This window comes from Sphingobium sp. MK2 (genome assembly GCF_040170545.1).
GTDB lineage: Bacteria > Pseudomonadota > Alphaproteobacteria > Sphingomonadales > Sphingomonadaceae > Sphingobium.
This window is the reverse complement of sequence record NZ_JAZDXA010000035.1, coordinates 36,714-54,793: the sequence shown is the minus strand read 5'-3', so window position 1 is coordinate 54,793 and position 18,080 is coordinate 36,714. Positions and strand designations below refer to the sequence as shown.

Sequence of the window (18,080 nt, the reverse complement as noted above, 5' to 3'; positions counted from 1 at the left end):
CAAACTCGACCCTAGCAAAATCAAGTACTTACGATCTCGTGTTCACTGCGCGTTCCGCCAGCGCTGTCCAACTTGGGCATGGGATGCTGAGGAAATATGCAAGAAAATCACGCTTGAAGAGAAGGGCAAGCCGAAACATGAGGGCGATTGGCATATTGATCCAGCAACGGTGAAAAACTGGCGGAAGGGGACGCGTCCAAGTCAGTATAACCCTGTCGAGGATTTATTTTTTGCTGACAGGCCGTCGTACGATGTGTGGAAAGCTGACTTTCGCAGCGCATATTTGAAATTGAAAAAGCCGGGCGCGCCTCGGAAGGGTACGTTCGTACAAATACACAACGATACAGACGCCATTGATCAGGTTCGGCCATCTGCATCGGGCGATGGTATTGCTGGTAGCAGCCCTGACGAAAGTATTTCAGTCTTGACCGCCTATCTCCAAACGGCATCGGCCTTGTGGGACCGAGTGGACACAATCGGCGACTGGGGGCCGAGCGGCGGTCGGTGGAAGCTTTCGGAGATCTATGTGCCGGTGCTACTGCGGCCAAGTTTTACCCGGTCGTTGCTACCGGGCGCAGAGGAGCCTGCTAACACCAATATCGAAGCGCGATCCGAAAATCAGGCCGGTGCCAGTATTGGCGAGGATACGCATACAAGGCTTGGTGCGCATATGCTGGTCAGCAACCGCATCGCCATTTTCGGGCGGGCGGGTATCGGTAAATCCTGCTTCTTGCGGTCGATATCCCTTGCTTATGCGGCACGCTGGCTCGGTGATACTAATCGATGGGAGGAACTCAGTGCCCCGCATGAATTGCTCGATATCCCCCTGCTTCCGGTTTTTCTCGATCTTCGCAGGCTCCAGTCGCCGAAAGCCGGGGACACGTGGGACGCGCTGATAAGGGAGGCGTCACGGCATCTTTCGCCAGAATTGGGCGATACGGCATTGACGCTGCCAGAAGCGATCTTGAGCCACATACGCAGTCATGGTGACACCTTGTTGCTGATAGACGGCCTTGATGAGATCACCGACCAAGCGATGGCCCGGCTGATCGTGGATATGATCGATCAATCGCAACGCGCCTATCCCCGTATCCAGGTTATGATGGCCAGTCGATGGAGCCAGGGACGTCTCGTGCGGGGCAGCTTCCGGGCGTTGGAAGTTGAGTTGAGCGACCTTTCCATCGCGCAGCGCGACCGGATGGTGTCTGTTCTGTATGCACATGCTGGTGTGGCGCAACCCGACGAGCGGGCACGAGAGTTTGCCGAACAGATTTCGCGTACGCCGATCCTGTTGCAGGCAACGCGCCTCCCGCTGTTCCTTGAACTGCTGGCCGCCGACCTTGATCTATCCGGCCGGGCGCTGGACTTTCATGATGATAGTTTGGCGCGCGCATTGCTGAATGTCCTGATCGAACGACGGGCTGCTACCAGCGGCTTGCGCGACATTTCAGGCTGGGAACGACCGGCGGGACACATCGCCTTGCGCGCACTGCAATCCACTGGCGCGGCGGTGGACGGGCCATTTCTGTCGTTTGAACTTGATCGGGCGTTCGATTTTCTCGGCCAGTCGGTTGAAATCGGTCGGCAATCAAACAGTGATGCCTATCGCCGCGCGATGATCGACAGCGGGCTTTTGCGTAACCGACCATTGCCTCCCGACTATTATCATGAAGCCCAATATGACTTCGTGATTGATGAGATCAGAGATTGGCTGGGCGTCTCAGCCATGTTCGGCAACTGGTCGCCTGACAGCGGGGGGCAATCACCCGATGCCGACGAGGCGATCCATGCACTTCTGGGATCAATAGAAGCGCGCATCCCGTTCGCTCGATGGGACCAACTTCGCCTGATGCTGCTGGAGATGCCCGAACCCGCAGCCCGTCGATTCCTCGATCGCGCTACTTCCGAACCGGACAATCTGGCCTTCATATTTCAGGTCATGCAGCATGGCCGCGCGCCGGGGGGGCAACAGGCATGGGAAGCCGTTCGGCGATGTTGCGCACTGGTAGCGCCGGGGGACACACCGGAAACCAGTGAAGAGATATTTGCCAGGCTACGGGAAGACTTTGGCGGCCCGGAATTAAGCCCTAAGCCGTGGGGAACCATTCTTGGTCTTTATGGCGACCGGCTGCCCGGCGCTTCCCGGTCACTCCATAGCGCTATCGATCAACGGGATTGGCTGCAAGAGCCGACGCTCGTTGACGACATCCGCTCGCGCATCGCCGGGGCTGATCCACTCGCCGCCTGCGCGGCAATGTTTGAAGTGCTCAATTGGGCGTTCGCTACCCAGCCCTACGTTCTGCAAGCAGCAGAACGGCGCACGCTAGAAGGCGTCGTGCGTATCATGCTTCCCCTTCTTGAATGTGCGGACAGCCGAGCCGATTTTGCCGCTTGGACACTCAACTGGCTGTGTATGGCCAGTGTTGGCATCAGCCCGTGGATTGATCCTGACGTTGTAGATCGGGAGGCGCTTGCGCGCATGATGGGCGAGAAAAGGCGTACCGCTCTCGCGCACCGGTCAGCGGCGGTAATGCTTTCTAAAATCGCTCGCCTCACGGTTGCCGATCCGCACCTTCATTGGTTGGATAACGCGAGGCGGCAAAAATTCTTCGGTGCGAATCCCGTGAAAAAGCGCATATATTCCGGTCGCGATGAGGATGTAAACGCAATCCTTTCGGCTCTTAGAAACACCAACGACTGGTACTCGCGTGGTATTCTAGCTCTTTCCGCCCTGGAATTGGGCGTGGATCATATCTATTGCACCGACGTCGCGATTGATTTCGCCCTCAATCGATCGGAGCGCGCGATTCAGGATAGAATCGTGGCTGCATTGGGGACTAACGATAAACCAAAGATGGTTCGTCAACTCTCGAAACTGCTATCTAGCGAGAATGAACGCTTGCGTATTCAAGCAGTTATGGCGCTACTGGGGGAAGCAGACCGTACAACGGTGCAGCAGTTACGAGCATCCGGCGAATCATCCCAATGGCAGGCGGATATATTGTGGATCATCGATGATGCCTTACGTAAATAGTCATTTATTGAAATCGTACAGAGCTAAAAATTGCCGCTTTTTACGCTCATCAACGTCCTCTGCATAATATGATCCCAATACAATGCCATATTCGTCAAGATCGACGACCTCATCATCATCTTCAAATGCACTTAAAAACTCACGTTCCCGCCCTGGAGGCACGAATATATAGTAATATGCCTTCTTTCCTGTAGTGTCTTTTCCACTAATTTCGTGGACTGAGCCCGCATTATTCGCGATGTCTCGTTTTACCAAATATAAATGAAACGGTTCAATTGCATGAAGTGGTGATCCGTCTAAATCACTGCTTTTGTCAAACTCTAGAGTAAAACTGCCAACGGAACTATGCGCCGTAAAAGCCTTCAGGTCGGAAAACTGCACCTCCCTATGATCGCTACCGTCTTGCCACGACATACCAGCCGTTGTCACCGAGAGGGTTTCATGCACCCGACTATCAATGGCAAATATCATTCCGCTGTGGTGCGTGACCTCGTAGCGCTCAGAGGACAGTAGTTGCTGCTGTTCGTTGCGTAAATATTCAACCGTTTCGACAACCGCTGCACGAGTGGCGCGTTGCTCCAACTTCATGTAGTCTAGTGCATCGATTGCGGAAGGTTGTCCTATGCGTGCAAGGGCGGCATCCAAGAATTTTTGGTCACGACCGGCGTTGCTAGGGTCAACTTCGAGAAACGCGCTGTCAAAACCGGCATCCGGGTCTCTGAAGGAGAGAATCGATAAAAACGGGATTCGGAGCCGTTGCTCAACGCCCCCGAAACTCAGCGTGACGAGAAAAGCGTCGTTATCACACGCGGGTTCGTCATAGCTGTTCTGAATAACGACCGTCATATCGTGCGGATGACGTACTGCGAGGTCATCCGAAATGACCACGCCGGGAAAATGCGTGAGAAACTTGATGTAGAAATGATGGCCAAAGGGCAGGCGCCCGAGAAGCGCTGCCTGTCGCAAGGTGAACACCGCTATCGCCCGGGATGCTCGTTGCGCGTCAATCTGCAAGCGAGCCGCAGCGGAAGTGGAGTCCACCTCGATCACATCCGGGGGAGCTTCTTCCAGCATCACAAACCCATCGCCACCCCATCGCGCCATGCGAATCGCGGCCAGCGGCAAAGAAATACGACCATGCTGGTTGTCGTAACTGAACATATTGGGCAAAAGCTCAAATGAACTGCATGTTCGATCAATCTTTTGAATGACCTCGGGGGCATGAACCGCGCCCAGAATGTTTTGCTGGGCTCCGGGCGAATAGTTGTCGATCATAAGTTCTAGGAAGGATGGACCTGCTAGGCCCGTTTCTTGAACGACATTCCGCATCGTCCACGCGAGAACCGCTCGACGTACCTTATCAAGGCTTGCTCCGTAATCGACGCGGTTGAGAGGCTCCAGAACAGCCAGCGCATCGCCCACATAAGCAACAAGGCCATGCGCCTCGCGCAGGCTGCTAGGGGTCATTTCGGGAAACTCAACCCCGAAATCCTCCGATGGATCGACAAGGCCCATTAATGCATTGATGGGCACCTCTAAGCGCGCCGGTTCGCCCGAAAAGGTAAGTGTGACCGCGAACCGATCTGTTTCGACCACTAGCTCACGGAACAGATTTTGAAGAACAAAGGTTAGCTGAGGCGCATACTTCGCTCGCAAATGAGCAGGGATCTCCACACCCGGTACGGTGAGGTCGATGGTGAGATAAAAATAGTGCTTCCCCGGAAGCGTTCCTAGCAGCTTGGTTCGGCGCAAGACATCTAGCGCGACGGAGCGGCCAGCGTGGCCGACCAAAAAATCATAGTCAAACGCCATAATTTTCCAACGATTTTGCCTCGGTTGTAACCCATATTATGAACAAACTGCGTGATGGCAAGCCGGTGATAAAATTGCTTGGTGTATGCTAAAAAAGGGCGTTCGCTTCCCATTCTTGATTACCAGTAGATGGGCAAGAGGAAGGCGTTGCCCACTATTATTCTAAAGCTAAAGGCAGAGATTACGCTAATGCCCCGCCAGAACAGTTTACGACTCAGGCGAGCAAAACCGGACTCGCACACATTGGCGCAACAGGCTGGATATATGAAGCGGCCAGTGTCACCGCCCCTGCCATAGTCGAAGACGCTGGCAGTCGGGCACGTATATTCAAGCCAAAACCCGGCATCACCATTCCCATGAAACGAAGTCATAGCGTCACTCACCTCCCGGCTCCGTTTGCCTGATTCCCCTTGGAACAGAGCAGCTTCAACGCATTCAGCGCAGCCTCCCGTCGCCTTGCAAGCGCGTGATAACGATCATCCACGCGAATGGGGCCTGACATTCCCAAGCTATCATAATGTTCCTCGAATGCGCCGCACGCAGCGATAGCTTCATCCACCGCGACGACCATAGGCGCGTCGGGAATTTTTCGTTCGAGCCATTGCAGCAAGAGAATGCCTGCCTTCGTCGCCCTTCGGCTTTCATATGCGCGCTGGCTGTCGGAAAGCCCGGCTTCATGAGCAATCGCGAGCGCGGCCTTGTCCGTATCCGGCCATATGCGCATCCGGCGATTACGCGGACGCTCATCGAAATTGAAATTCGCCGGATAACTGTAGTCCGGCACAAACACGATGCGCGTTTGGCCTTTTGGCTTGGGCGTGATGTCGAATAGCTCGCCGGTCGGATCGGCCCACACGCAATGAAATTCGGCGGTGAGCATTGCGGTCGGCCATTCCCAAATAGCCCAACCCAATACCGGCGCTCCCCCCATCGCGCGGACCTTCTCGTTCACGCCATCAATGCACCAGCCGAACAGGCCATAGCCATCCGCCACGACAGGCACGAAGCGGGCAGGCTCCGAGCCGAGGCTATCTGCAAATCTGACGACCGCATCGCTAATTTCCTCCGGCGTGGACTCATGGCCGCCATTCGGATTTCTCTGTTCCGCCGCGAATTGTTGAGCAGCGGCAATCCTGATCTCGTCGAACATCATAATCACGGTGCGAGTATACCCCCTTTAGAAAACGTCGATCCACAATTCCTTGTTGTGCGCTTCACCAGCATCGTCATCCCAATGCAGGCGCACATGCGCACGCCGAGGGGATTGGTGATGGACACTCGTGATCAGCTCCACTGATTGGTGCCGCTCCAGAACCTGCAAAGGGAACTTCTGTTGCAACTCATGTTGACCGACAAGGCTTTCGCCCGACAGCATTTCCAGCCGCACGTTTCGAGCAGGCACCATGCCCTTGTTGAAGACCTTGAGGCGATAATTGTTCTTGCCGATCTTGATGAAGGTGGCACTCACATCCGCTTTCCGCTGCGATTGCGAGTCTGATGCCTCCTTGTCGATCAGTAACTGATTCAACCGCTCCGCCGTCTCCGCAAACGCGCTTTGTCGCTTGTTAAAACGGCCCGTCTGGATCGCTGACCAGATCGCCACGACAAGAGCCAGAAAGGCAGCGACATCCGATAGCGTGAATGACAGCGCCATCATTTGAACCGGATATGCTTCGAGCCGCTGAACGTCTTTTTGAAAGCGTTCCGCATTTCCTGTGTCACGTCCCTCAAGACCTCCGCTTTCACCTCATCCACCTCGGCGGCAATGACCTCGCCGTTTTCCCGGATCAGTTCTTCGCGTGTGAAACGGCGATCGCATCCGACACAGCGCAGCGGCGCATCGTCCTCGCCGTCGCGCTCAAAATCCTTCTGCCCGCAGGTGGGGCACATCAGCGCAATCGATCGACGGTGTTTTTTGGCGTCCATGTTCTAACTCCATTGCTGGACGATGGGAACATATCAAGTCCAAGGGTGTGTTGGAAGCCCAGATAGGATACGCGTTGCCTTCGGCACGCGCTCTCGGCGCTTCGCCCCCGGAGCCTTTAGTCTCCGCCTTCGGTTTCGATCGCTAACGCGGCTTAGGGCCAGCCCCCGGCGCGCTGCGAAGCGCCTTTCGCCCAGCTTCCTCCATTGCATTACGTGCAGCCGGTTCCCCGCAAAGCCGCTTGCTCCGCTTGCACCCCCGGTCTCGCCGACGGGCAGGGTTTCAGAGTCGTCCTGAAACCCAAGCCAAACGGAGGAAACTATGGGAGCAACCATCACCACAAGCCAGACCGAACAACCCCGTATCTATGTCGCGTGCCTCGCCGCGTATAACAAAGGCATCCTGCATGGGGCGTGGATCGACGGCGCGCAGGAGGCATGGGCGCTATGGGATGAGGTCGCCGCCATGCTGGCCGCGTCGCCCATCGCCGGGGCCGAAGAATGGGCCATCCATGACCATGAGGGGTTCGGCGGCGTTCGCATCAGCGAACATGCGAGCCTCGACACCGTGGCGGAACTGGCCAGCTTCATCGCAGAGCATGGGGCATTGGGCGCGGCGCTGTTGGATCATTGCAGCGGTGATCTTGAGGAAGCCCGCGAAGCGTTGGAGGATCGCCACCTTGGCACTTATCCCAGCCTTGCCGATTATGTGCAGGAGCTGACGGAGGAAACCACCGCCATCCCCCACGCGCTGCGCTACTATATCGACTATCAAGCTATGGCCCGCGATGCTGAAATCAACGGCGATCTTTTCACGGTGCAAACCGCGTGGGACGTCGTGCATGTATTCGCGGGGGGCTGACATGGAACCGCAGACCTACCGCTTTGTATGGCAGGACATCGGGATCGAAGCCAGTTATACGCCCCTCAAATGGAATGTGATTGCCCATCTGGTGATTCGTAGCGTCGAACCGCGCGGTGCAGCGCTGCCCATTACCGCCACCGGCTACCGTTCGCATTTCCACCGGCCCGGAACCATTGAGGCGCTGGGCGGCGACGTGGTGGCACAGGTCATCGCATGGCTGGATGAAGAAGCAGCGACGAACCCCGAATGGCGCGCCTATGTCGAAGCCAGCAAGCAGGGGGACTTGTTCGCGTAAAACGCGGGCCTGTGGAGCGCCTTACGGTTTCGCTGGACACCCAAGCAGCCCGTGATAAAAACACCACAACCTGCACAAAAGGAGAGAGGCGGCCTGCACAGTTTCTGCACAGGCCAATTAAGCTCTATTTTTATGTATAGAAACAGCGGCTTATTTTAGCTTTTTCTTTGCGCGGGGATGACGATAATTATCGTATGAAACCGTTGGAATCTGCTGCGGCAATGGCCTCAGCTTCGGCAAGTAGCGCCTCCAGCGGGCCAATATCCGCGTCACTCAGCGGAACATCAAGAGCCGCAACGCGATCTCTGATATCGTCAAGTTGTGGGTCAGCAACAGGTCTAGTGGTGAAGTTGTCCCAGTCCCATGGTCCATCGGTTCCGTCCAGAAAGCCTTTGAGATAGTCGACGACTTGCTCTGGCGAGAGATTTCTTGGCTTCTCGAACGGTATCATGACCAGCTTCACCACAAGAAAAACCGGCAACAGAGGGATCGCCACAATACATCCGGCCATATTGGCTAAAGTGCGAATTCCGAACTCAGGTGGTTGATAGGGCATGCCCTAAGCAATATAGCGAAGCCCACCGCTTCTCCACCCCCCAAATCCTTGCCCTGCCCCCCGCGCCCGGCTAAGGCCCGCGCGTCATGACTCGCACCCTCACCTTCGCCATTCCCAAGGGCCGCATCCTCGATGAAGCGCTGCCCTTGCTCGCCAAAGCCGGTATCGAGCCGGAGGCGGAGTTTCATGACAAGAAAAGCCGGGCGCTGCGCTTCGCCACCAACCGCCCCGACGTGTCGATCATTCGCGTGCGCGCGTTCGACGTCGCCACCTTCGTCGCCCATGGCGCGGCGCAGATCGGCATCGTCGGATCGGACGTGGTGGAAGAGTTCGACTATTCCGAACTCTACGCGCCGGTGGACCTCGACATCGGCCATTGCCGCCTGTCGGTCGCCCAGCCCGCCGACGCCGCCGACGAAGATGAAGCCGCGATCAGCCATGTCCGCGTCGCCACCAAATATCCGCACCTGACGCGCAAATATTATGAAGCGCGCGGGCTGCAGGCGGAATGTGTGAAGCTCAACGGCGCGATGGAATTGGCGCCTTCGCTGGGGCTTTCGCGCCGGATCGTCGATCTCGTCTCGTCGGGTGCGACGCTGAAGGCCAATGGCCTCGTCGAAACTGACATCATCATGCCGATCTCCGCCCGCCTGATCGTCAACCGTGCTGCCTATAAGATGCGCTCGGCGGAACTCGCGCCGATGGTCGAGGCGTTTCGTCGGGCTGTGGGGGTCAAGGATGCGGCGTGAAAAAGGAAATCGCCCCTCCCTTTTAAGGGAGGGGTTGGGGTGGGTCGCGACCGGAGGGAGCATCCGCCCTATCGAGATGTCGGCTAGCTCGCTTCGCTCGCCACCCACCCCCGTCCCCTCCCTTGAAAGGGAGGGGGGATAAACACCATGACCCAACGCCTTACCACCACCTCGCCCGACTTCGCCGCCGCCTTCACCACATTGGTCGATGCGCGCCGCGAGGCTGATGACGATGTCTCGCGCGATGTCACCGCGATCCTCAAGGCCGTGCGCGCGGGCGGCGATGCGGCGCTGGCGGACTATACACAACGCTTCGACCGGCACGACCTGAACGTCAGCGGATGGGCGGTGACGCCCGCCGAATGCCGCGCTGCGCTCGACGGCATTTCCACGACCTTGCGCGACGCGCTCGAACTCGCCGCCGCGCGCATCACCGCCTATCATGAAAAGCAGCGTCCGGTGGACAGCGACGGCGTGGACAGCGACGGCGTGCGCCTCGGCGCGCGGTGGAGCGCCGTGGACGCCGCGGGCCTTTATGTCCCCGGTGGCCGCGCCGCCTATCCCAGCTCGCTGCTGATGAACGTCATACCGGCCAAGGTCGCGGGCGTTAGCCGTATCGCGATGGTGACGCCGACGCCGAATGGCGAGATCAACCCGCTGGTGCTGGCCGCCGCGCAGATTGCAGGGATCGAGGAAATCTGGCGTGTCGGCGGGGCGCAGGCTGTCGCCGCGCTTGCCTATGGCACCGACCGGATCGCGCCGGTGGACGTCATCACCGGCCCCGGCAATGCCTGGGTCGCCGAAGCCAAGCGGCAGCTTTACGGCGTGGTCGGCATCGACATGGTTGCAGGCCCATCGGAAATCCTGATCGTCGCTGATGCCAAGAATGATCCCGACTGGATCGCCGCTGACCTGCTCAGCCAGTCGGAACATGACCCGACCAGCCAGTCGATCCTCTTTACCGACGATGCCGCTTTTGCCGACGCGGTCGAACAAGCCGTGCAGCGCCGCCTGCCGCTACTGTCGACGCAGGCCGTCGCGACCACCAGTTGGGAAGCCAATGGCGCGATCATCGTCGTGCGCGATTTCGAAGAGGCGATGCCGCTGGTCAACCGGCTCGCCGCCGAACATCTCGAACTGGCGGTGGATGATCCCGACGCGCTGTTCGCCAAGGTGCGTCACGCAGGCTCGGTGTTCTTGGGTCGCATGACGCCCGAAGCGGTCGGCGATTATGTCGCCGGGCCGAACCACGTCCTGCCCACCGGCCGCCGCGCGCGCTTTTCGTCGGGCCTCTCGGTGCTGGACTTCATGAAGCGCACCAGCTTCCTGAGCCTCGATCAGGCATCCATCGGCGCGATCGGCCCGGCGGCGGTCGCGCTGGCGGAAGCGGAAGGCTTGCCCGCCCATGCCGCATCCGTGGCGTTGCGCCTGAAGTAACACAGGCGTAGGGGGCATCCGATGAACGAACGATCCAAATCCCGCTCCGCTGCGCGCCTTGCCGCGGTCCAGGCGCTCTACCAGCTCGAAATGGAGGGCACGCCGCTCCACATCCTGCTGCATGAATTTCACACCCATCGCCTTGGCGCAACGATCGAGGATGTGACCTATGCCCCGGCCGAACAGTCGTTTTTCGACGATGTCGTGTCCGGCGTGGACAAGCGCCGCGACGAGATCGACGCGCTGATCGCCGCCCGCCTGTCGAGCGGCTGGAGCCTCGACCGGCTCGACAAGCCGATGCGCCAGATATTGCGCGCAGGCACCTATGAATTGCTCGCCCGCGCCGATGTCGGCACCGGCACGGTCATCAGCGAATATGTCGATGTCGCCCACGCCTTTTACGACAAGCGCGAATCGGGCTTCGTCAACGGCCTGCTTGATGGCGTGGCCAAGGATGTGCGGGCGTAATCACCGCCCTCCGTTCGTTTCGAGCGAAGTCGAGAAACCTGCGCGCGGCGTTTCTCGACTTCGCTCGAAACGAACGGAGGAAAGCATTTCGGATCAGCGGTGAGAAGGTTAGACTCCTGCCATGTCCGCCGAATCCCGCTTCCTCACCCTGTTGCGCCTGCTGGCGAACGATCCCGCCGCGCAAGGGTTGATGGATGATGTCGCGATCCTACCCGTTGGCGACACGCGCCTGATCCTGACCAGCGACACGATGGTCGAGGGCGTCCATTATCTCCCCACCGACCCGCCCGCCGATATCGGCTGGAAACTCGCCGCGGTGAACCTGTCCGATCTGGCGGCGAAGGGCGCGCGGCCGGTCGGCTGCCTGCTCAACTATGCGCTGTCGGGCGACGAAGACTGGGACGCGGCCTTCATCGCGGGGCTGGGCGAAGCGCTCGATCGCCACGCCATGCCGCTACTCGGCGGCGATACTGTCGCCATGCCGCTCGCCAGCGCGCGCAGCTACAGCCTGACCGCCATCGGGGAGGCAACCGGCCCCATTCCCACGCGGAACGGCGCGCAGCCGGGCGATATCCTCTACGTCACTGGTCCGGTCGGCGACGCGGGCATTGGCCTTGATCTCGCCCGTGCCGATGCGGCCGCGTCCGGCCCACTGGTCGATGCTTATCGCCGCCCGCGCCCGCGCCTGGCCGAAGGCGCGCTCCTTGCCCCCCACGCCAGCGCCATGATGGACCTGTCGGACGGACTGTTGATCGACACGCAGCGCATGGGCCAGGCCAGCGGCGTCGCGATCATCATCGACCATATCCCCCTTTCCCCGGCGCTCGAAAAGGCGCGCGGGGCCAGCACCGCGGTCCAGATCGCCGCCGCCCGCGCGGGTGATGATTATGAACTGCTTTTCGCGATGCCGCGTGGGCTGGCTCCCCCGGTGCGCGCCATTCCCGTCGGCCATGTCAGCGCGGGCGCGGGCCTCACCCTGATGATCGACGGTGCCATCGTGCCGTTGCCCGACCGGCTTGGCTGGGAACATTAATCCTCCCCGGTACGGGGAGTTCAACAGAGTCACGTGCCTCTGTTGAACAGGCGAAGCCTGACGGAGGGGGCTAGCCCCTGGCACCGCATTGCGCCGATAGCCCCCTCCACCACGCCCTTCGGGCATGGTCCCCCTCCCCGCCAAGCGGGGAGGAAGGGCTTGACGCACGCCTTCTACCCTGTAGCTTCGCTTCACCCTATTCTCAGCCCGTTTGGACCGCTTATGTGCGTGTGCCCACTGCTGATCAACGCGGTGACCGATGCCGGACCCAACCCGTCCGGCGGCCCGCCCCTGCGCCTTTCGTTCGCCCGTCATTCCCTGCGGAGCGGCCGATGACAGCCATAACAGGGGGAGAGGAACAAGCATGCAGATCGTCTATATCGCCATAGGGTGTGGCCTGTTGGCCATCCTCTATGGCCTGTTCACCAGCCGACAGGTGCTAAGCGCGCCTGCAGGCAACGCCACCATGCAGCAGATCGCGGGCGCGATTCAGGAGGGGGCGAGAGCCTATCTCGGCCGCCAATATACCACCATCGCCATCGTCGGCGTGGTCGTGGCCGCGCTGGTCCTGCTCTTCTTGGGCGTCACATCCGCCATCGCCTTCCTGATCGGCGCGATCCTGTCGGGGGCGGCGGGTTTCATCGGCATGAACATCTCCGTTCGCGCTAATGTCCGCACCGCCGAAGCCTGTCGCGGCACGCTGCAAAGCGGGCTGACGGTGGCGTTCAGGGCAGGCGCGATCACCGGCATGCTGGTGGCGGGCCTCGCCTTGCTCGCGATCAGCGTCTTCTTCTGGTATCTGACCGGCCCTTCGGGTTACGCGCCCGACGACCGTCTCGTCATCGACAGCCTCGTCGCGCTGGCGTTCGGTGCATCGCTCATCTCCATCTTCGCGCGGCTGGGCGGCGGCATCTTCACCAAGGCAGCCGATGTCGGCGCGGACCTGGTGGGCAAGGTCGAAGCCGGCATCCCCGAAGACGACCCCCGCAACCCCGCCGTCATCGCCGATAATGTCGGCGACAATGTCGGCGATTGCGCAGGTATGGCCGCCGACCTGTTCGAAACCTATGTCGTTACCATCGGCGCAACCATGGTGCTGACCGCGCTGCTCGTCACCGGCGTCAGCAATGCCGTGTTGCTCAACCTGATGGCGCTGCCGCTGATCGTGGGCGGCGTGTGCATCATCACCTCGATCATCGGCACCTATATGGTGCGGCTTGGCTCCAGCCAGTCGATCATGGGCGCGCTCTACAAGGGCTTCTGGACCACAGCTTTGCTCTCCATCCCCGCCATCTATTATGTCACCTGGCGCACACTGGGGGACATGAACGCCGTGTTCGGTGCGGACCTGGATGGCGTAGGCGGCTATACCGGCATGGCGCTATTCTGGTCGATGATGGTGGGCCTCGCCGTCACCGGGCTTTTGGTGGTCATCACCGAATATTATACCGGCACCAATTATCGCCCGGTCCGCTCCATCGCCAAGGCGTCCGAAACAGGCCACGGCACCAACGTCATTCAAGGTCTGGCGATCAGCCTGGAATCCACCGCCCTGCCGACGCTGGTGATCGTCATCGGCATCATCGTCGCGCATCAACTGGCCGGCCTCATCGGCATCGCCTTCGCCGCCACCGCCATGCTGGCGCTTGCGGGCATGGTCGTGGCGCTCGACGCTTATGGCCCTGTGACCGACAATGCGGGCGGCATCGCCGAAATGGCGCATCTCGACGATAGCGTCCGGGTCAAGACCGACGCACTGGACGCGGTGGGCAACACGACCAAGGCGGTGACGAAGGGCTATGCTATCGGCTCGGCGGGTCTTGCCGCGCTCGTGCTGTTCGGGGCTTATACCGAGGATTTGAAATATTATAACAGCGCGCTCGGCCTCACTGCGCCGGTCGATTTCAGCCTCTCCAACCCCTATGTCATCGTCGGCCTGCTGCTGGGCGCACTGCTGCCCTATCTGTTCGGCGCGATGGGGATGACCGCCGTGGGCCGCGCGGCGGGCGACGTGGTCAAGGATGTCCGCGCGCAATTTGCCGAGAATAAGGGCATCATGGATGGCACCAGCAAGCCCGACTATGCCCGCACCGTCGATCTGGTGACGAAGGCCGCGATCAAGGAAATGATCGTCCCCAGCCTGTTGCCGGTGCTGGCCCCGATCGTGGTCTATTTCGCCATCTCGGCGGTTGCGGGCGTCTCCAACGGCTTTGCGGCGCTGGGTGCGCTGTTGCTGGGCGTCATCGTCTCCGGCCTGTTCGTCGCGCTGTCGATGACATCGGGCGGCGGCGCATGGGACAATGCGAAGAAATATATCGAGGATGGCCATCATGGCGGCAAGGGCAGCGAAGCCCATAAGGCAGCCGTGACCGGCGACACGGTGGGCGACCCCTATAAGGATACCGCCGGGCCAGCGGTCAACCCGATGATCAAGATCACCAACATCGTCGCGCTGCTGCTACTCGCCGCGCTGGCGCATGGCGGTTAGATTGACCTCAACCGACGGATAATCCGCAAAAAAAGCAGATGACGCCGCGCCGGCCCCGCCCTATTCCCTGGGGCGGGGTCGATCTGGCTGGGGGAATCGATGAAGGCTATGTTCACGTCGCTGCTGGGTGGCGCGCTTTTTCTTGCGTCGGCAGTGTCAGCCCAGGCGCCATCTTCAACGCCGCCTCCTGCCGAAGCGCCGGGCTGGACCATCAAGGATTTCGCCGCGCTGCCTTTGATGCATGCCCCGGCGCTCTCGCCCGACGGGCTCCACATTGCCAGCCGCGTTGCGGTCAATGGCGAACAATTGCTGGTCATCGCCGATGTGCATGATGGCCCAAACCGCGTCCGTTCGATTGCCGTGGGCGATAATGACCTCAACTGGTGGCAGTGGGTCAATGATGAGTGGCTGATCGCGGGCATCGGCGCGGAAAGCAATGTCCAGGGCATGCCCTGGTATGTCAGCCGCGTCGCCAGCGTTAAGCGCGACGGCAGCAAGATCAACATGCTCGCCAAATCGGCCGCCGCGCAAAATGCCGATGACGTCATCTGGGTCGCGCGCGATGGCACGCCACGCATCCTGCTCTCTTACCAGACGTCGATCTTTTACAGCGACCCCGGTTTCTGGCCGAAGGTGGATGAGATCGACGTCAGCACCGGCAAGATGCACGGGGTGATTGCGCCACGCCAATATGTACGAAACTGGTATGCCGACGCCACCGGCGCGGTGCGCATGGGCGTGGGGTATAATGACAACACTCGGACCAGCAAGCTGCTCTATCGCCCGGACGGGCGCGCCACTTTCCGCGTCGTGGATCGTGCCGATCGCCGCCGCGACGAATCACTCGTGGTGCCGCTTCTTTTCACGGCCGATCCGGGCAAGGCGATCGCCAGCGATGATCGCGAAGGCACCGATGCGCTCTACGAACTGAATCTCGCCACGCTGGAACTAGGCAGCAAGATATTTTCGGTTCCGGGCTTTGATCTGGGCGGCATCACCGAAGATGCGGCGGGCACGGGTGTCGCGGGCGTTCGCTATACCGCCGACGCGCCCGCCGTGCACTGGTTCGATGCCAATCTGGCGAAGATTCAGGCGGATATCGACAAGGCGGTCGGCGATCGGCGCGCGCGCATCGTGTCCACCAGCCGTAACGGCCAGCGCATGGTCGTGCATGTCGGCACCGCCGATCAGCCCGGCGCTTATTATTATTATGATACCGACGCCGGTGCGATGAGCGTTCTGTCGCGCGTCAGTGACCGCTTCACCACCAAGACCCGCCTCGCACCCGTCAAGACCATCCGCTACAAGGCGCGCGACGGGCTGGAGATTGCCGCCGTGCTGACGGTTCCGGCAGGACGGGATGCGAAGAATCTGCCGTTCATCCTGATGCCCCATGGCGGCCCCTTCGCCCGCGATGCGGAGGAGTGGGACTGGTGGGTCCAGTTCCTGGCGTGGCGCGGCTATGCCGTGCTGCAGCCCAATTATCGCGGTTCATCGGGCTATGGCAGCGCCTTTGCGGAAAAGGGCGAAGGACAATGGGGCCTTGCCATGCAGGACGATCTCAATGACGCGGTCGATTGGGCGGTCAAGCAGGGCATTGCCGATCCCAAGCGGGTGTGCATGGCTGGCGCCTCCTATGGCGGCTATGCCGCGATGCGCGCGGCCCAGCGCGATGCCGCCAAATATCGTTGCGCCATATCCTATGCGGGCGTGTCCGATCTCGCTGCCATGATGCGCTATGATCGACGTTTCCTCTATCATAGCACGCGCAAGGATTGGATGAAGGAGCAGGCCCCCGATTTCGCCGCCGTCTCGCCGATCCACTTCGCCGGACAATTCGCCACGCCCATTCTGCTGATGCACGGCAAGAAAGATCGCCGCGTCCAGGTGAGCCAGTCGCGCGAGATGGCGGAAAAGCTCAAGGCCGCCGGAAAGGTCGCGGGACGGGACTATATCTATGTTGAACAGCCGCTGGCCGATCATCATTTCTCGCGTGAAGCGGATCGGCTGGAATTTCTCGAAAAGCTCGACGCCTTCCTGAAAGAGCATAACCCCGCCTGATTTCAAGGGCGCTGGCCGACATATGCTGATAGGAGACACACGGCTCAACCAAAAGGATACTAGCGACCAAAGGACGCCCTTCTTAACCCTTTGTTCAGAGCCGAGGGGCACTTTGATCTATATCGGTCGGTGGGCGGGCGCAGGCCACGCCGGATTTCCCCGCCATGCGCAAACCGGCATGGCCTTGTTTGATGACCGGGTGCCGTAAAATGTCATGTGCCACATTCTTTGACGAACCGGCCCGAATTGCGGCGCTGCAACGCTATGGCATTTTGGACACGCCGCCCGAAGGCGCGTTTGACAAGGTCACCGATCTGGTGCGGACATTGTTCGATGTGCCCATTTCCGCCGTGTCGCTGGTCGATGCCGAACGCCAATGGTTCAAATCGATCACTGGCCTCGACATAGCCGAAACCGCGCGCAGCATGGCTTTTTGCGACCATACCATTCGCCAGGACGAACCGCTCGTCATCACCGACGCGCAGGAAGATCCCCGCTTTTGCGATAATCCGCTCGTCACGGGCGAACCGCATATCCGCAGCTATGCCGGGGTGCCGTTGCGCACGCCCGACGGCCATAATCTGGGATCGCTTTGCGCCATCGACATCCGTCCGCGCACCTTTTCGACCGAACAGATGGACGTGCTCAAAGGCCTTGCCCCCATCGTCGTGGAACAGATGGAATTGCGCCTGCTGGCCGAGCGTGACCATCTGAGCGGGGCGCTGACCCGGCGCGCCTTCATCGCCGAACTCGACAAGCGGATCGCGCTTTTCACCCGCCACCGCCGCCCGGCCGCCCTGGTCCTGCTCGACATCGACCATTTCAAGCAGATCAACGACCGCTATGGTCATCCGGCGGGCGACCGCGTGATCGAAGCGGTCGCGGCGCTCTGCAAAGGCCTGTCCCGCCCCAGCGATGCGTTCGGCCGGATCGGTGGCGAGGAATTCGGCCTGCTGCTGCCTGATACGCGGGATGCAGACGCACTGGCCGTCGCCAACCGGATACGCTCTGCGATCGAGCGGTTCGAAATCACCAACAATCCCCCGCTGCATGTCACCGCCAGTTTCGGCGTCGCAACGATCGGCGCAGGCCGCATGTCGAGCGAGGCCTGGCTTTCGGCCGCTGACACCGCGCTCTACCAGGCCAAACGTGCGGGGCGCAACCAAGCTGTTCTGGCCCCGATAGAAGCCGCCCGCGCCGCCTGATTGGCCCGGCGTAACAGGTTCAAAATGGACTGAAATCCGGCCTGATCCCGCCCGCAATTTTGCGCCATATCGGACCAGCTCCATAATGGTCCAGGGTCCGCTTGGCGCGGATCGCCCCTCCATCCACCCCGTCTCCCTTATCATGGGGGGAGGG

At 60.3% G+C, this 18,080-nt stretch carries 15 protein-coding genes; 10 read left to right on the top strand and 5 right to left on the bottom strand.

Annotated features, from left to right (window positions below; all coding sequences use genetic code 11):
• Positions 1-3,034 (top strand): NACHT domain-containing protein (locus tag V2I08_RS14955; protein ID WP_349635840.1); only part of this gene is annotated, 3,034 nt, incomplete at its 5' end.
• Here V2I08_RS14955 and V2I08_RS14950 read toward each other — a convergent pair.
• The 4 genes from V2I08_RS14950 to V2I08_RS14935 form a co-directional block, all read right to left on the bottom strand.
• Complete coding sequence (locus V2I08_RS14950; RefSeq protein WP_349635839.1) at positions 3,035-4,846, bottom strand: ClpXP protease specificity-enhancing factor SspB; 1,812 nt, start codon at positions 4,844-4,846, stop codon at positions 3,035-3,037. It lies immediately after the preceding gene.
• A 379-nt stretch (positions 4,847-5,225) separates the two neighbouring features.
• Positions 5,226-5,999: a hypothetical protein gene (locus V2I08_RS14945; protein ID WP_349635838.1), complete on the bottom strand. Its 774-nt coding sequence runs from the start codon at positions 5,997-5,999 to the stop codon at positions 5,226-5,228.
• Positions 6,000-6,023: 24 nt separating this feature from the next.
• Positions 6,024-6,503 carry a hypothetical protein gene (locus tag V2I08_RS14940; RefSeq protein ID WP_349635837.1) on the bottom strand — a complete coding sequence of 160 codons (480 nt, stop codon included), beginning with the start codon at positions 6,501-6,503 and terminating at the stop codon, positions 6,024-6,026.
• A complete protein-coding gene (locus tag V2I08_RS14935; protein WP_349635836.1) occupies positions 6,500-6,772 on the bottom strand; it encodes a hypothetical protein in 273 nt (90 codons plus the stop codon). The genes V2I08_RS14940 and V2I08_RS14935 overlap by 4 nt, the downstream gene beginning before the upstream one ends.
• A gap of 319 nt (positions 6,773-7,091) precedes the next feature.
• Between V2I08_RS14935 and V2I08_RS14930 the strand changes: the two genes are divergently transcribed.
• The gene (locus V2I08_RS14930; protein ID WP_349635835.1) at positions 7,092-7,631 is read left to right on the top strand and encodes an antirestriction protein ArdA; all 540 of its coding nucleotides are present in this window, start codon (positions 7,092-7,094) and stop codon (positions 7,629-7,631) included.
• 1 nt (position 7,632) lies between these two features.
• Positions 7,633-7,929: a hypothetical protein gene (locus tag V2I08_RS14925; RefSeq protein ID WP_349635834.1), complete on the top strand. Its 297-nt coding sequence runs from the start codon at positions 7,633-7,635 to the stop codon at positions 7,927-7,929.
• 187 nt (positions 7,930-8,116) lie between these two features.
• Here the strand turns inward: V2I08_RS14925 and V2I08_RS14920 are convergent, their stop codons facing one another.
• Positions 8,117-8,485 carry a hypothetical protein gene (locus tag V2I08_RS14920; RefSeq protein ID WP_349635833.1) on the bottom strand — a complete coding sequence of 123 codons (369 nt, stop codon included), beginning with the start codon at positions 8,483-8,485 and terminating at the stop codon, positions 8,117-8,119.
• 86 nt (positions 8,486-8,571) lie between these two features.
• On the opposite strand from V2I08_RS14920, the gene hisG reads away from it, so the two are divergent.
• From hisG to V2I08_RS14885, 7 genes are all read left to right on the top strand, one after another.
• Positions 8,572-9,234, top strand: coding sequence for an ATP phosphoribosyltransferase (hisG, locus tag V2I08_RS14915; RefSeq protein ID WP_349635832.1), 663 nt, complete (start codon positions 8,572-8,574; stop codon positions 9,232-9,234).
• Between the two features lie 147 nt (positions 9,235-9,381).
• The gene (gene hisD, locus V2I08_RS14910) at positions 9,382-10,671 is read left to right on the top strand and encodes a histidinol dehydrogenase (protein ID WP_349635831.1); all 1,290 of its coding nucleotides are present in this window, start codon (positions 9,382-9,384) and stop codon (positions 10,669-10,671) included.
• 21 nt (positions 10,672-10,692) lie between these two features.
• Positions 10,693-11,139: a transcription antitermination factor NusB gene (nusB, locus tag V2I08_RS14905; RefSeq protein ID WP_037472088.1), complete on the top strand. Its 447-nt coding sequence runs from the start codon at positions 10,693-10,695 to the stop codon at positions 11,137-11,139.
• 121 nt (positions 11,140-11,260) lie between these two features.
• Positions 11,261-12,172, top strand: a complete 912-nt coding sequence (gene thiL / locus V2I08_RS14900) for a thiamine-phosphate kinase (RefSeq protein WP_349635830.1) — start codon at positions 11,261-11,263, stop codon at positions 12,170-12,172.
• Positions 12,173-12,536: 364 nt separating this feature from the next.
• Positions 12,537-14,660 carry a sodium-translocating pyrophosphatase gene (locus V2I08_RS14895; protein ID WP_349635829.1) on the top strand — a complete coding sequence of 708 codons (2,124 nt, stop codon included), beginning with the start codon at positions 12,537-12,539 and terminating at the stop codon, positions 14,658-14,660.
• Between the two features lie 99 nt (positions 14,661-14,759).
• Positions 14,760-16,721 (top strand): alpha/beta fold hydrolase, encoded by a 1,962-nt coding sequence (locus V2I08_RS14890; protein WP_349635828.1) that lies wholly within the window; start codon positions 14,760-14,762, stop codon positions 16,719-16,721.
• A 209-nt stretch (positions 16,722-16,930) separates the two neighbouring features.
• A complete protein-coding gene (locus V2I08_RS14885; RefSeq protein ID WP_349635827.1) occupies positions 16,931-17,926 on the top strand; it encodes a sensor domain-containing diguanylate cyclase in 996 nt (331 codons plus the stop codon).
• Positions 17,927-18,080 lie beyond the last annotated feature (154 nt).